Source organism: Lutibacter agarilyticus, from assembly GCF_900188235.1.
Lineage (GTDB): Bacteria > Bacteroidota > Bacteroidia > Flavobacteriales > Flavobacteriaceae > Lutibacter > Lutibacter agarilyticus.
Genome location: NZ_FZNT01000003.1, coordinates 134,355 through 149,379, shown reverse-complemented (window position 1 = coordinate 149,379; position 15,025 = coordinate 134,355). Strand labels below are relative to the sequence as shown.

Annotated in this window: 10 protein-coding genes; 8 read left to right on the top strand and 2 right to left on the bottom strand. The window is 32.0% G+C overall.

The features are described from left to right. Positions 1 to 4: 4 nt before the first annotated feature. The 6 genes from recN (at position 5) to CHB67_RS05640 (ending at position 7,726) form a co-directional block, all read left to right on the top strand. Complete coding sequence (recN, locus tag CHB67_RS05665) at positions 5 to 1,657, top strand: DNA repair protein RecN (RefSeq protein WP_089380793.1); 1,653 nt, start codon at positions 5 to 7, stop codon at positions 1,655 to 1,657. A gap of 53 nt (positions 1,658 to 1,710) precedes the next feature. Then, positions 1,711 to 2,562 carry an enoyl-ACP reductase FabI gene (locus CHB67_RS05660; RefSeq protein WP_089380792.1) on the top strand — a complete coding sequence of 284 codons (852 nt, stop codon included), beginning with the start codon at positions 1,711 to 1,713 and terminating at the stop codon, positions 2,560 to 2,562. 174 nt (positions 2,563 to 2,736) lie between these two features. Then, entirely contained in the window at positions 2,737 to 3,612 is an 876-nt protein-coding gene (locus CHB67_RS05655) for an electron transfer flavoprotein subunit beta/FixA family protein (RefSeq protein ID WP_089380791.1), read from the top strand. Positions 3,613 to 3,636: 24 nt separating this feature from the next. Beyond that, the gene (locus CHB67_RS05650; protein WP_089380790.1) at positions 3,637 to 4,656 is read left to right on the top strand and encodes an electron transfer flavoprotein subunit alpha/FixB family protein; all 1,020 of its coding nucleotides are present in this window, start codon (positions 3,637 to 3,639) and stop codon (positions 4,654 to 4,656) included. Between the two features lie 166 nt (positions 4,657 to 4,822). Then, entirely contained in the window at positions 4,823 to 6,550 is a 1,728-nt protein-coding gene (locus CHB67_RS05645) for an acyl-CoA dehydrogenase family protein (protein WP_089380789.1), read from the top strand. Positions 6,551 to 6,775: 225 nt separating this feature from the next. Further along, the gene (locus CHB67_RS05640; RefSeq protein WP_089380788.1) at positions 6,776 to 7,726 is read left to right on the top strand and encodes a glycosyltransferase; all 951 of its coding nucleotides are present in this window, start codon (positions 6,776 to 6,778) and stop codon (positions 7,724 to 7,726) included. Here the strand turns inward: CHB67_RS05640 and CHB67_RS05635 are convergent, their stop codons facing one another. Together CHB67_RS05635 and CHB67_RS05630 are read right to left on the bottom strand one after the other, a co-directional pair. Further along, a complete protein-coding gene (locus tag CHB67_RS05635) occupies positions 7,727 to 8,275 on the bottom strand; it encodes a thioredoxin family protein (protein WP_089380787.1) in 549 nt (182 codons plus the stop codon). It lies immediately after the preceding gene. Between the two features lie 53 nt (positions 8,276 to 8,328). Continuing rightward, on the bottom strand, positions 8,329 to 10,869 hold the full coding sequence (locus tag CHB67_RS05630; RefSeq protein ID WP_089380786.1) for an ATP-dependent Clp protease ATP-binding subunit: 2,541 nt from the start codon (positions 10,867 to 10,869) through the stop codon (positions 8,329 to 8,331). Positions 10,870 to 11,126: 257 nt separating this feature from the next. Here CHB67_RS05630 and gyrA point away from each other — a divergent pair, with 257 nt between their 5' ends. Next, complete coding sequence (gene gyrA, locus CHB67_RS05625; RefSeq protein ID WP_089380785.1) at positions 11,127 to 13,652, top strand: DNA gyrase subunit A; 2,526 nt, start codon at positions 11,127 to 11,129, stop codon at positions 13,650 to 13,652. A 15-nt stretch (positions 13,653 to 13,667) separates the two neighbouring features. Further along, positions 13,668 to 14,942 carry a tetratricopeptide repeat protein gene (locus tag CHB67_RS05620; protein ID WP_089380784.1) on the top strand — a complete coding sequence of 425 codons (1,275 nt, stop codon included), beginning with the start codon at positions 13,668 to 13,670 and terminating at the stop codon, positions 14,940 to 14,942. Positions 14,943 to 15,025 lie beyond the last annotated feature (83 nt).

Below are 15,025 nucleotides of genomic sequence, written 5' to 3'. Positions count from 1 at the left end.
GAAAATGCTAACACACCTTTCCATAAAAAATTATGCCTTAATTGAAAGTTTGGCTGTAAATTTTAAAGACCAATTATCTATCATAACAGGTGAAACCGGTGCTGGTAAATCTATTTTATTAGGCGCACTTGGATTGGTTTTAGGTAAACGAGCTGAATCTTCAACATTGAAGGATTCATTACAAAAATGTATTATTGAAGGTCAATTTTCTATTTCTAAATATAATTTAGAAACCTTTTTTGAACAAAATGATATTGATTTTGAAGCAGAAACAATTATTAGGCGTGAAATTTTACCTAGCGGAAAATCTAGAGCATTTATAAACGACACGCCTACCACATTACAAGTTCTAAATAACTTAAGTGAAAAGTTAATAGATGTACATTCACAACATCAAACAATGCAATTATCTGATGCCAGTTTTCAATTTCAAATATTGGACGCTTTGGAGAATAATTTCGCTAAAATTGAGTCGTATAAAAGAGGTCTAACATTATATACAAAACTAGTAAAAGAACTTAACGCACTTAAGCAGGAACAAGCAAAAGAAAAAGAGCAATACGAATATAATTTACATTTGTTTGAAGAGTTGCAAAGTGCAAAATTAAAAGAAGGTGAACAAGAAGAAATTGAGCAAACATTAGATAAATTAAATAATATTGAAGAAATAAAAATAAATTTATCTGAAGCACAATCAATGGCGGTAAACGAAGAAATTGGTTTGCAGTCTATGTTAAATGCGTTGACCAATAATTTTAATAAAATCTCACCTTTTTCAAGTGATTATAAGGAACTTTATGAAAGAGTGTTGAGTTTAAAAATTGAATTTGATGACATTACAAGTGAGATTGAAGATGCTAATGAAAATGTAAGTTTTGATGGTTCTGAATTAGAAAAATTAAACGACAGATTGCAGTTAATATATAATTTACAGAAAAAGCATGTGGTAGATTCTGTAAAAAGTTTATTAGAGCTACAGCAAACACTTTCAGTAAAAGTAGATGCTGTGCAAAACTCTTCAACCATTATAAAAGAAAAGGAAAATGAAGTAGCTGAGGTTGCGAAAAAGATTGATGTTTTAGCTAATAAAATTTTTGAAAAGAGAGTGAAAGCCATTCCTGTTTTGGTGAGGAAATTAGAAAAAATGTTGTCAAATTTAGGAATGGAAAATACCCGTTTTAAATTTGATATTCAGCATTCAACATCCTATTTTAAAAACGGTAAGGATGAATTACAGTTGTTAATTTCAGCAAATAAAGGTGCTAATTTTGGAGAACTTAAAAAAGTAGCTTCAGGAGGAGAATTGTCAAGAATTATGTTGTCTGTAAAATCAATTCTTTCAACATATTTAAAGTTACCAACCATTATTTTTGATGAAATTGATACCGGTGTTTCTGGAGATGTTTCTCAAAAAATGGCAGACATAATGCAACAAATGAGCAAAAACATGCAGGTAATTACCATAACGCATTTACCTCAAATTGCAGCAAAAGGGCAACAACACTATAAAGTATACAAACAAGACATTTCAAATAACATAGTAACACAGTTAAAACAGCTTTCAGAAAGTGAAAGAATAACTGAAATTGCAGAGATGTTAGGCGGTAAAAATGTTACTTCAACAGCTATTGAACATGCAAAAGAGTTGTTAAGTTAATAAATTACTATATTTGCAACCAAATTCAAATAAAATCAAAAACAATATATTACATGTATAATTTACTAAAAGGGAAAAGAGGAATTATTTTTGGAGCATTAGATTCAAAATCTATTGCATGGAAAGTAGCAGAAAGAGCGCACGAAGAAGGAGCAACATTTGTGTTAACAAATGCACCAGTTGCTATGCGATTGGGAACTATTTCTGAATTAGCTGAAAAAACAGGTTCTCAAGTAATTCCTGCAGATGCAACATCAATGATGGATTTAGAAGTTTTAGTTGATAAAGCAATGGAAATCTTAGGAGGGAAAATTGATTTTGTATTGCATTCAATTGGTATGTCTGTGAATGTTCGTAGAGGAAATCATTACACTAATCAAGATTATAATTTCACAAAAACAGGTTTTGATGTATCAGCATTATCTTTCCACAGGGTAATGAGTATGTTATATAAAAAAGACGCTATGAATGAATGGGGAAGTATTGTTGCTTTGTCTTATATGGCTGCACAACGTGTTTTTCCTGATTATAACGATATGGCTGATAACAAAGCTTATTTAGAATCAATTGCACGTAGCTTTGGTTATTTCTACGGAAGAGATAAAAAAGTAAGAGTAAATACAATTTCACAATCTCCAACTCCAACAACAGCAGGTAGTGGTGTTAAAGGTTTTGACGGATTTATTGCGTATGCTGAAGAAATGTCTCCACTAGGTAATGCTACCGCATTAGAATGTGCAGATTATACCATCAGTTTATTTTCAGATTTAACAAAGAAAGTAACACTTCAAAATTTATTCCACGATGGAGGATTCTCAAATATGGGAGTTAGCAATGCTATTATGGAAAATTTCATGAATACTTTTAATCATGAAACTGATAATGTTGAAGAATTAGAAAAGTAAAAGTAGGTTAAAAACCAATATATTTTAAAGCGATGATTTAAAAATCATCGCTTTTTTTTATGCCTATTTTTAAAGTTAGTTTAAACTATTTTAAGAGTATGAGTAATGTCATGCTTTTGACGAAATATTTCCTTTAAATTTAGAAGATTAAACTAAACAGAATTGATATAAAATATGAGACCACTTAAAATTGTAGTACTAGCAAAGCAAGTGCCAGACACCCGACATGTAGGGCCTGATGCTATGAAGCCTGATGGTACGGTAAATAGAGGTAAGCTTGCAACCGTTTTTAATCCAGATGATTTGCATGCCTTAGAATTAGCATTAAATATTAAAGATCGTATACCGGGAACAACGGTTACCATTTTAACAATGGGACCACCCAAAGCCGCCGACATTATTCGTGAAGGTTATTATAGAGGTGTTGATAATGGAATTATGATTTCAGATCGCCGTTTTGGAGGTGCCGATACTTTAGCTACAAGTTATACCATTGTTCAAGGAATAAAAAAAATAGCCGATTACGATTTAATTGTTGGAGGAAGACAAGCAATTGACGGTGATACCGCTCAGGTTGGACCTCAATGTGCTGATAAATTAGGAATTCCACAGGTAACTTATGTTGAGGAAATTCTTGATATTAAAGAGGATGAAATTATAGCTAGACGTCGTTTGGAAACTGGAGTTGAAACTGTTTCAGCACCGTATCCTGTTTTAATGACAGTTCATGGGTCTTCACCAGATTGCAGATCAAGAATTGCTAAAAAAGTGATGAAACATAAATATGCAAGAACTAAAACAGAAATGAGAAAAGGAGACCCTGTTTTAGAAGCATTACATTTAAAAAGACCTTATTTAGTTATTCCTGAATGGAGTGTAGAAGATATTGAAGCTGATGTAACTAAAATTGGATTGGCTGGTTCGCCTACAAAAGTAAAGAGTGTATCAAGCATTGTTTTAACAGCAACCGAATCCAAAGTGTTGAACGATTCAGATAGTGATATTGAAGGAATGATTAAAGAATTAATTAAACATCATACCATTGGGTAGTTGATATAACTTAAAATAAGTAAGATGAAAAGTGTATTTGTTTATTGCGAAGTAGAAAATAAAAAAGTAGCAGAAATAAGCCAAGAGTTATTATCAGCAGGGAAACGTTTAGCCGAAAAATTAGATGCTCCTTTAGTCGCTATGGTTAATGGAAAAGATTTAAAAGGTATTGAAAGCCAAATTGCACCTTATGGTGTAGATAGGTTATTTGTAGGTGATGATGTTAGATTAGAACCATATAGAACGTTACCTCATGCAGCCTTGGTAACTAAAGTTTTAAAACAAGAAGATCCTCAAATAGTGTTGTTTGGAGCAACTTCAGTAGGAAGAGATTTGGCACCAAGAATTGCTTCAAAATTAAATTGTGGCCTAACCGCTGATACAACAATTTTAGATATTGGTGATCATTTTGTAAAGAAGGAAAAGAAAGAATATACCGATTTATTATATGCCATTCGTCCTGCTTTTGGGGGGAGTATTATGGCAAATATTATTAATTGGGATATGCACCCGCAAATGGCAACGGTTAGAGAAGGTGTGATGAAAAAAGAAATTTTTGATGCGAATTACAAAACAGAAGTAATTTCGGTAATAGTAAATGAAGCTGTTTCTGATACCGATTTTGTGGTAAAAATAATTGAGCGTCATATAGAAGAGTCTGATGTGAATTTAAAAGACGCGCCTATTATTGTTGCAGGTGGTTATGGAGTAGGGTCAAAAGAAAATTTTGATCTACTTAAAAATCTAGCTAATATATTGGGGGGTGAAGTTGGTGGTTCTAGAGCAGCAGTAGATGCTGGGTTTATTGATCACAATCGCCAAATTGGACAAACAGGAACAACAGTTCGACCAAAATTGTATATAGCTGCAGGTATTTCAGGAGCAATTCAACATACAGCTGGTATGCAAGATGCTTCAATGATTATCTCCATAAATAATGATCCTGAAGCTCCTATAAATGCATTGGCAGATTATGTAATCACAGGTGATTTGGGTGTAGTTATTCCTAAGATGATTAAATTTTATAAGGAAAACGCTAAATAGATTAATAAAAAAAATGATAAGATTTTCAAAAAATAGTACAAGCCGTCATGCTGAACTTGTTTCAGCATCTCATTACACAGTAATCTAAAGAGATGAGAACCTGAACTAAATTCAGGTTGACGAAAAGTGTAATTTTGAAAGTTTATTAACCATAAAATAGAAAAAAATGAATAATTTTTTCACAGATACTCCGGATTTTAAATTTCATTTAAAAGATCCAATTGTAAAAAAAATAGTAAAATTAAAAGAACAAGATTTTAAAGAGTCTGAAGAGTTTGATTTTGCACCTTTAAATCACGAAGACGCCATAGATTCCTATGAAAAAATACTTGATATTGTGGGTGATATTTGTGCAAATACCATTGCAACGAACGCCGAATCTGTAGATTTAGAAGGTCCACATATTGAAAATAACGAAGTAATTTATGCCAAGGGAACAACTGAAGATTATAAAGCTTTATATGATGCAGGTTTAATTGGCTTGTCCTTGCCAAGAAAATATGGAGGATTAAACTTTCCATTATTGCCGTATGTAATGGCTGCAGAAATGGTAGCCAGAGCAGATGCTGGATTTGCCAATATTTGGGGATTGCAAGATTGTGCCGAAACCATATATGAATTTGGTTCAGAAGCACAGAGAGAAAAATATTTACCTCGTTTTAACCGTGATGGTGCTACGGCTGCTATGGTATTGACAGAACCTGATGCTGGTTCTGATTTACAAGCCGTAAAATTGAAAGCTGTTTTTAACGAAGAAAAAAATACTTGGATTTTAAATGGTGTAAAACGGTTTATAACAAATGGTGATGCTGATATTTCTTTGGTGTTGGCAAGGTCAGAAGAAGGGACTAGTGATGCTCGTGGTTTATCTATGTTTATTTATGATAGAAATGATCACGCCGTTGAGGTGCGTCACTTAGAAAAAAAATTAGGAATTAAAGGTTCTCCAACCTGTGAGTTGGTATTTAAAGATGCACCTGCGGAATTGGTAGGTAAAGAACGCTTTGGATTGATTAAATACGTAATGGCATTGATGAATTCTGCTCGTTTAGGAGTAGGAGCACAATCGGTTGGTATTGCTGACGCTGCTTATCGTGAAGCTTTAAAATATGCTGAAGAAAGAGCGCAGTTTGGAAAAGTAATTGTGAATTTTCCCGCAGTTTATGAAATGCTTACCAATATGAAAGTTCGTATTGATGCACTTCGTTCTTTATTGTATGAAACTACTCGTTTTGTTGATATTTCTAAAGTGTATGAAGATGTAATGCGTTCTAGAAAATTAGAGAAAGAAGAGCGCATGGAAATGAAATACTATGCTAAATTATCAAATGTTTTTACACCGTTAATCAAGTTAACAGCTAGTGAAACTTGTAATAAAATAGCGTATGATTCTTTACAAATTCACGGTGGAACTGGTTTTATGAAAGATTTCCCAATTGAACGTATTTATAGAGATGCACGTATCACTTCTATTTATGAAGGTACATCGCAATTACAAGCTGTTGCCGCAATAAAAGGTGTTACAACAGGGGTATTCTTAGAGCAAATTAAGAAATATGATACGGAGGTTTCTGATAAAAATTGTGAAATTAGAACGAAGTTGCATAAAATGACTGAAGAATATGAGTCAATTGTTCAAAGAGTTGTGGCACAAGAAAGCAATGAATTGATCGATTTTCATTCAACTAGATTGGTTGAAATGGCTGGAAATATTATTATGGGGTATTTATTAGTGTTAAATAGTCAAAAAGAAGAGAAGTTTGTGAAAACAGCAAAACTATATGTGAATTTAGTTAAATCTGAAAATAGAGAACGATTTGATTATATGGCTAGTTTTGAAATTGAAAATTTAGAACTGTATAAAGATGTAGATATTGAAGTGTTGCAACATTAATTTCTAGCAAGCACATTTAAATATTAAGACTGTCTGAAAAGTGTTAAAACTCGTCATTCTGAACTTGATTCAGAATCTAATCATAATGATAATTAATCATTTTGAGAACCTAAATTAAATTTAGGTTGACTAAAAGTTTACTTTTTAGACAGTTTTTTTCATTTTAGATAGTACCAACTATTTATAATAAATAGCCTAAATTTGAAATCGAAAAATTAAATATTAGTGAAGCTGCAATTTTCCATAATTATTCCTGTGTACAATCGCCCAACTGAAATTGATGAGTTGTTGCAGAGTTTAGTGTGCCAAACGTATTCAGACAATTTTGAAGTTATTGTGGTTGAAGATGGTTCTACAATTAAAGCTGAAGATGTTGTTTCAAAATATGCAAAGGATTTAAACCTTCACTATTTTTATAAGGAAAATACTGGTGCTGGTGCAAGTCGAAATTTTGGAATGCAAAAAGCTTTGGGCAACTATTTTATTGTTTTTGATTCCGATTGTATTATTCCGCCTAATTATTTGGTTGAAGTTGAAAATGCTTTGACTAAATATTATACAGATGCTTTTGGTGGTGCTGATGCTGCTCACGAATCTTTTACAACGATTCAGAAAGCAATAAATTACAGTATGACTTCTTTTTTTACAACAGGTGGTATACGTGGAAGTAAAAAAGCAGTTGATAAATTTCAACCAAGAAGTTTTAATTTTGGAATTTCAAGAGAAGCTTTTGAAGTAACAAAAGGCTTTTCAAAAATGAAAATAGGAGAGGATATAGATTTAACGTTCAGACTTTGGGAACACAATTTTGAAACCCAGTTTATTAAAAATGCTTTTGTGTATCATAAAAGAAGGTCAACATTTCAACAGTTTTTTAAACAAACATTCGCATTTGGAAAGGGCCGACCTTTTTTAAATAGAAAATATCCGGGTTCAGCAAAAATCACATATTGGTTTCCTTCAGTTTTTATTGTTTTATTGTTGTTCTCAGTGATAAGTTCAGTTATAGGATATCCAATTTTTATGGGATTTTTCACAGCTTATTTTCTTATTATTTTTTTAGATTCATTACTGAAAAACAAAAATATAGGTGTTGCTTTTGTGAGTATTTTAACAACAATTACTCAATTTACAGGGTATGGATTGGGGTTTTTAAAAGGATTGTTTGCGAACTAATTATTCTTTTTTAAATTCCGCTGCAATTGCAATCAATTCTTTATCGGTTAAATTGGAGGTTTCTTTTAATTTATAAGCAAACGCATCAATTTCTTCATTAGTACTTGGGCAACCAATATTAGTACCTTCGCCTTTTAAAACATTTTTATTGCTCACCATTTTAGAGTCGGCTAACAAATTTCCGTCACTATCAAAAATAAGATAAAAAGGAATTCCGTTATTTTTGCCTCCATATTTATTCAATAACTCCTTGCTTCCTGGATTTTCAAGTTGTTTTTTTGTTTTATGTTCTAGTACAGTAATGTACTTAATTACATAATTGGTGTTGAAAAGCTTTTCAACAGAAGGAGTCTCCATTGTTGCTTTCATTTTTTTACACCAACCACACCACGAAGCGGTGAACATTACAAAAACATTTTTATTTTCTATTGTAGCCTGTTGTTTTGCTTCTTTTAAAATTAGCGCAACGCTTTTTGGTTTTTCTTGAGCATGTATATTTTGAATACATACTAAAATGAAAAGGAATGAAATAAAAGTTTTAATTTTCATAGAGTGATTTTTAGTCAAAAAAAAAAGGTTGAGAATTTCTCAACCTTTTTTTGTTATTCAACTTTATTTTTCCCTTTGCCTTTACTAATTTTAATAGTAAGTTCCTCGGTTTTTTTATCTAAATCCATATGGATAGAATCGCCTTCTTTTAATTGTGAATTTACAATTTCTTCAGCTAAAGCATCTTCAATATATTTTTGAATGGCTCTTTTTAACGGTCTGGCTCCGTATTGTTTGTCGAATCCTTTATTTGCAATATAATCTTTTGCTTCATCGGTTAACGTAAGTTTGTAACCTAAATCTTCAATTCTTAAAATTAATTTATGCAATTCAATATCTATAATTGAATGAATATCTTCACGTTCTAAAGCGTTAAATACAATAACATCATCAATTCTATTTAAAAATTCTGGAGCAAATGATTTTTTTAAGGCGTTTTCAATAACACTTTTAGCATTTGCATCAGCTTGAGCAGTTTTAGAAGCAGTTCCAAAACCAACACCAGCTCCAAAATCTTTTAATTGACGAGAACCAATGTTAGAAGTCATAATAATGATTGTATTTCTAAAATCAATTTTTCGTCCTAAGCTATCAGTTATATGTCCGTCATCTAATATTTGAAGTAACATATTAAACACATCAGGATGTGCTTTTTCAATTTCATCTAATAAAACAACAGCATAAGGTTTGCGTCTAATTTTTTCAGTTAACTGTCCGCCTTCTTCGTAACCAACATATCCTGGAGGCGCTCCAATTAAGCGAGAAATGGCAAATTTCTCCATATACTCACTCATATCAATTCTAACCAAAGCATCTTCATTGTCAAATAACTCAGTAGCTAATACCTTTGCTAACTGTGTTTTACCAACACCTGTTTGCCCTAAAAAGATAAATGAACCAATTGGCTTGTTAGGATCTTTTAATCCTACACGGTTACGTTGAATAGCCTTTACAACTTTTGAAACAGCTTCGTCCTGACCAATAACTTTTCCTTTTATTAAATTAGGTAAATCATGCAGTCTGTGGCTTTCAGCTTCAGCAACTCTATTCACAGGAATACCTGTCATCATTGAAACTACTTCAGCAACATTATCTTCGGTAACAATTTCACGATTTAGTTTAGACGCAGCTTCCCATTTTGCTTGTTCCGTTTTTAATAAACTTTCAACACGTTTTTCATCATCACGTAAACGAGCAGCTTCTTCGTATTTTTGACCGTTAACAGCTGCAGTTTTGTCTTCTTTTATTTTTTCTAATTCAGCTTCTAATTGCAATACTTCTTTTGGCACCACAATATTGGTAATATGAATTCGAGATCCAGCTTCATCTAAAGCATCAATAGCTTTGTCTGGTAAATAACGATCGGTCATATACCTGTTGGTTAATTTTACACAAGCTTCAATTGCATCATCGGTATAATTAACATGGTGGTGTTCTTCGTATTTATCCTTTATGTTTTCAAGTATTTGAATTGTTTCTTCAACAGAGGTAGGTTCAACAATTACTTTTTGAAATCTTCGTTCTAAAGCACCATCTTTTTCAATATTTGTACGGAACTCATCTAAAGTAGTGGCACCAATACATTGTATTTCTCCACGAGCTAAAGCAGGTTTCAACATGTTTGAAGCATCTAGAGATCCTGTAGCTCCACCTGCACCAACAATGGTATGAATTTCATCTATAAATAAAATAATATCATCGTTTTTCTCCAACTCATTCATTAAAGCTTTCATACGTTCTTCAAACTGACCTCTATATTTTGTGCCGGCTACTAAACTGGCCAAATCAAGAGAAACAATTCTTTTATTGAAAAGAATACGAGAAACTTTACGTTGAATAATTCTTAAAGCTAACCCTTCAGCAATTGCAGATTTACCTACACCAGGTTCACCAATTAACATTGGGTTGTTCTTTTTTCTTCGACTTAAAATTTGAGAAACGCGTTCTATTTCTTTTTTTCGACCTACAACAGGGTCTAAGTTTCCTTCTTCGGCTAAACGCGTTAAATCACGTCCAAAATTATCTAGAACAGGTGTTTTTGACTTCTTTTGAGTTGACTTTCCTGATTGTGGCTGTTCAAACGGATTTGATTTTGGTGTGTCAAAATCATCATCTGAAGGATTTTCAGCTTTTGGTAAATCCATTTCTTCGTCTTGATAAGTATTTTTAAATATATTTTTAACGTCTTCGTAACTAGCATCAAAATTGTGAAGTAGTTTAGTTGTCGGGTCATTTTCATTACGTAAAATACACAACAATAAATGTGCAGTGTTTACAGCGTCGCTTTTATATAATTTAGCTTCTAAAAAAGTTGTTTTTAAAGCTTTTTCAGCTTGCCTAGTTAAATGTAAGCTTTTCTTTTCTTTAGTGAAAACAGAAATTGGGTTTATAGGGCTTAAGCCTTCAATTTTTTTACGCAAATGATCAAGGTTAATATCTAATGAATTCAGAATCTCAATAGCTTTTCCCTCTCCCTTTCTTAATAGTCCAAGCATGAGATGTTCAGTACCAATAAAATCGTGACCTAAACGCAAGGCCTCTTCTTTACTGTATGCTATCACATCTTTAACTTTTGGTGAAAAATTATCGTCCATAGTTTTTGTGTTTATATTGTAAATTTAACTGATTTTTTTCTTTTTAAACTACAAAAATAGCACCACTTTTTCATATTTTGTAAAATCAGTCATTTTGTCGGTTTTAAACCAATTGATAATCAGTGTTTTGTGTAGTTGATTGCAGTATTACTATTGTTGATAAATATTCTAAAAACAACGCTATAATTAACTTGTAAAAAAGTGAAAAATTGTATATTGCTTTGTTAAAAAATGACACTAAAATAAATTAAAAATATATGGCAGACGGAGAAAAATTGATACCTATTAACATAGAGGATGAAATGAAGTCGGCTTACATTGATTATTCAATGTCAGTAATAGTTTCAAGGGCATTACCAGATGTGCGAGATGGTTTAAAGCCTGTACATAGAAGGGTTTTATTTGGAATGCATGAATTGGGAGTTAAAGCAACCGGATCTTATAAGAAATCAGCTAGAATAGTTGGGGAAGTTTTAGGTAAGTATCACCCACACGGTGATACATCTGTATACGACTCTATGGTACGTATGGCACAAAACTGGAGTGTTCGTTATATGATGGTTGATGGGCAAGGGAATTTTGGTTCAGTTGATGGTGACAGTCCGGCAGCAATGCGTTATACAGAGGTGAGAATGCAAAAGATATCGGAAGATATGCTTGCAGATATTGAAAAAGATACGGTAGACCATAAATTAAATTTTGATGATACATTAAAAGAACCTACTGTTTTGCCAACACGTATACCAAACCTATTGGTAAACGGAGCTTCAGGTATTGCAGTTGGTATGGCTACAAATATGGCGCCTCACAATTTAACAGAGGTTATCAATGGAACCTTAGCTTATATTGATAATAGAGAGATTGAAATTTCAGAATTAATGCAGCATATTAAGGCTCCTGATTTTCCAACTGGGGGAATAATTTACGGTTACGAAGGTGTAAAAGATGCTTTTGAAACAGGTAGGGGTAGAATTGTAATGCGCGCAAAGGCAACAATTGAAGAAGTAAACGGTCGTGAGTGTATAATTGTTACTGAGATTCCTTATCAGGTGAACAAGGCAGACATGATTAAAAAAACTGCCGATTTAGTAAATGAAAAGAAATTAGAAGGTATTGCTAATATTCGCGATGAATCGGATAGAAATGGAATGCGAGTTGTATATATATTAAAAAGAGATGCAATTCCCAATATTGTATTAAATAAACTTTATAAATATACAGCACTTCAAACATCATTTAGTGTAAATAATATTGCATTAGTAAACGGACGTCCTGAGCAATTAAACTTAAAACAATTAATTCATTATTTTGTTGAACACAGACACGAAGTAATTGTTAGAAGAACTGAGTTTGAACTTAAAAAAGCGGAAGCAAGAGCGCATATTTTAGAAGGGTTAATTATTGCAAGTGATAATATTGATGAAGTAATTAAAATTATTAGGGGTTCATCAAATGCTGATGAAGCTAGAGAGAGCTTAATAGAACGTTTCGAATTATCTGAAATTCAAGCTAAGGCAATTGTTGAAATGCGTTTGCGTCAATTAACGGGGCTAGAACAAGATAAGTTAAGAGCAGAGTATGATGAAATTATTGAATTAATTGCAGATTTAAAAGATATTTTAAGCGACGAGGTAAGACGTTACACTATTATTAAAGATGAGTTAATCACAATTAGAGATAAATACGGTGATGATAGAAGATCGGTGATTGAATATGCTGGTGGAGATTTATCAATTGAAGATATGATTCCTAATTCTAAAGTTGTAGTAACTATTTCTCATGCGGGTTATGTAAAACGTACAAACTTAGACGAGTATAAAGTTCAAAATAGAGGAGGAAGAGGTCAAAAAGGTGTTTCAACTAGAAATGAAGATTTCTTAGAGCATTTATTTCTTGGAACCAACCACCAATATATGTTGTTCTTTACACAAAAAGGGAAAGTATTTTGGATGCGTGTATATGAAATCCCTGAAGGAGGAAAAACTTCAAAAGGAAGAGCTATTCAAAACTTAATAAACATTGAACAAGACGATAAAGTAAAAGCATTCTTAGTTACAGAAGATTTAAAGAACGAAGAGTATGTAAATAATCATTACATAATAATGGCAACTAAAAATGGTCAAGTTAAAAAGACCTCATTAGAACAATATTCTCGTCCTAGAACTAATGGTATTAATGCAATTACAATTAAAGAGGGAGATGAATTATTAGAGGCTAAATTAACCAATGGTAATAGCCAAGTAATGATGGCTTTAAAATCAGGTAAATCTATTCGATTTGAAGAAGGTAAAACGCGTCCTATGGGTAGAAATGCTTCTGGAGTAAGAGGTATTACTTTACAAAATGAGCAGGATGAGGTTGTTGGAATGATTGCTGTAAATAGTGAGGAAAGTAACGTATTGGTTGTTTCTGAAAATGGTTATGGTAAACGTTCTAGTTTAGACGATTATCGTGTTACCAACCGTGGAGGAAAAGGTGTTAAAACGATTAACGTAACCGATAAAACCGGAGGTTTAGTAGCTATTAAGGAAGTTACAGATGAAGACGATTTAATGATTATTAACAAGTCTGGAATTACTATTAGAATGGCCGTTTCAGATTTACGTGTTATGGGTAGAGCAACTCAAGGTGTAAAATTAATCAATATTAAAGGAGACGATTCTATTGCTGCCGTTGCAAAAGTAGCTCATGAAGAAGAAGTTGATGAAGAAATAGATGGAGACCAAACAGAAAATGGCACGGAAGTTGAAAACAATAACGAAGAGAACACAAATAAAGAATAAATTAATTTAACAAAAATGAAGAAACAATTATTAATTCTGTCTGCTTTTTTAATAAGCATGACGGTATTCGGTCAAAAAAATGAAGTAAAAGCTGCAGAAAAAGCTTTAAAAGCAAATGATTTTGCAAGTGCTTTGGCACAGGTGAATAAAGCAGAGGGAATGCTTTCAGGAGCCGACCAAAAAACAACAGCTAAAGTGTATTACATAAAAGCATTAGCGACTTATAAAAATGGAGCAAAACCTATTGATTTAAAAGCTGTAAGTGCAGCTTTTAATAAATTAATAAGTTATGAAAAAGAAACAAACAAGCCTAAATATACTTCTGAGATTAACGAATTATCTGAAAAATTAAAGGCAAAAACAATGGAGCAAGCTAGAAATGCTTATTCAAAAGCCGTTGAAACTAAAGCTGATGCTGATTACAAAGCAGCTGCTAAAAAGTTTTACACAGTGTATACTTTAAGTCCAAAAGATACATTATTTTTAGATAATGCGGCATTTTTGTATTCTAAAGCGCATGACCATGAAAATTCTAATAAATATTCTCAACAATTATTAGATATGGGTTATACTGGTGTTACAACAGAGTATATTGCGACTGGTATTAATGGTGAAGATATTTCTTATCCAGATAAAAAAGCAATGGATGCACAAGTGAAAATGAAATTAGCTACAAATCCAAGAGCAGAGGTTAAAGAGTCAAGAAGAGGGATTCTTTACAATATTATGGTTGAAAATTATATGGCTGAAGAAAACTATGATAAAGCTTTAGAAATTATTGCAGCAGGAAGACAAGAGTTTCCAAACAATTATCAATTGTTAATTTCAGAGGCTAATGTTAATTACAAAAAAGGTAACAATACTAAGTTTAAAGAGTTATTAGAAGAAGCAGTTCAATTAGACCCTGAAAACACTTCTTTATATTTAAACATTGGTGTTATGTATAAAAATGAGGATAACATAGAAGAGGCAATTAAAAACTTTGAAAAAGTTATAGAATTAGATCCTAATAATTCAAATGCATATAATAATATTGGGGCTACTATTCTTGACAAAACAAAGCCTATTCAAGAAGAAATGAATAAAAGTTTAAGCGATTTTGATAAGTATGATAAATTATTAAATCAGCAAAAAGAGGTTTACAGAGAGGCACTTCCTTATTATGAAAAAGCGTATGAAATAGATAATTCAAATGTATCAGTTGTTCAAATTTTAGTTGGTATATATGAAAATTTAGAATTGACAGATAAGCTTAAAGATATGAAGGCTGTTTATGAGAATTTAAAATAATATACTATTTAGTGTAAAAAAAGCCCACTTTTAAGTGGGCTTTTTTTTTGGATATTTAATAATTTTTCAGTTAAACTATTTTA

Excerpts from the sequence above, each read along its gene's own strand:
- recN (WP_089380793.1), top strand. The coding sequence starts at position 5 with ATGCTAACACACCTTTCCATAAAAAATTATGCCTTAATTGAAAGTTTG.
- CHB67_RS05660 (WP_089380792.1), top strand. The coding sequence starts at position 1,711 with ATGTATAATTTACTAAAAGGGAAAAGAGGAATTATTTTTGGAGCATTA.
- CHB67_RS05655 (WP_089380791.1), top strand. The coding sequence starts at position 2,737 with ATGAGACCACTTAAAATTGTAGTACTAGCAAAGCAAGTGCCAGACACC.
- CHB67_RS05650 (WP_089380790.1), top strand. The coding sequence starts at position 3,637 with ATGAAAAGTGTATTTGTTTATTGCGAAGTAGAAAATAAAAAAGTAGCA.
- CHB67_RS05645 (WP_089380789.1), top strand. The coding sequence starts at position 4,823 with ATGAATAATTTTTTCACAGATACTCCGGATTTTAAATTTCATTTAAAA.
- CHB67_RS05635 (WP_089380787.1), bottom strand. The coding sequence starts at position 8,275 with ATGAAAATTAAAACTTTTATTTCATTCCTTTTCATTTTAGTATGTATT.
- CHB67_RS05630 (WP_089380786.1), bottom strand. The coding sequence starts at position 10,869 with ATGGACGATAATTTTTCACCAAAAGTTAAAGATGTGATAGCATACAGT.
- gyrA (WP_089380785.1), top strand. The coding sequence starts at position 11,127 with ATGGCAGACGGAGAAAAATTGATACCTATTAACATAGAGGATGAAATG.
- CHB67_RS05620 (WP_089380784.1), top strand. The coding sequence starts at position 13,668 with ATGAAGAAACAATTATTAATTCTGTCTGCTTTTTTAATAAGCATGACG.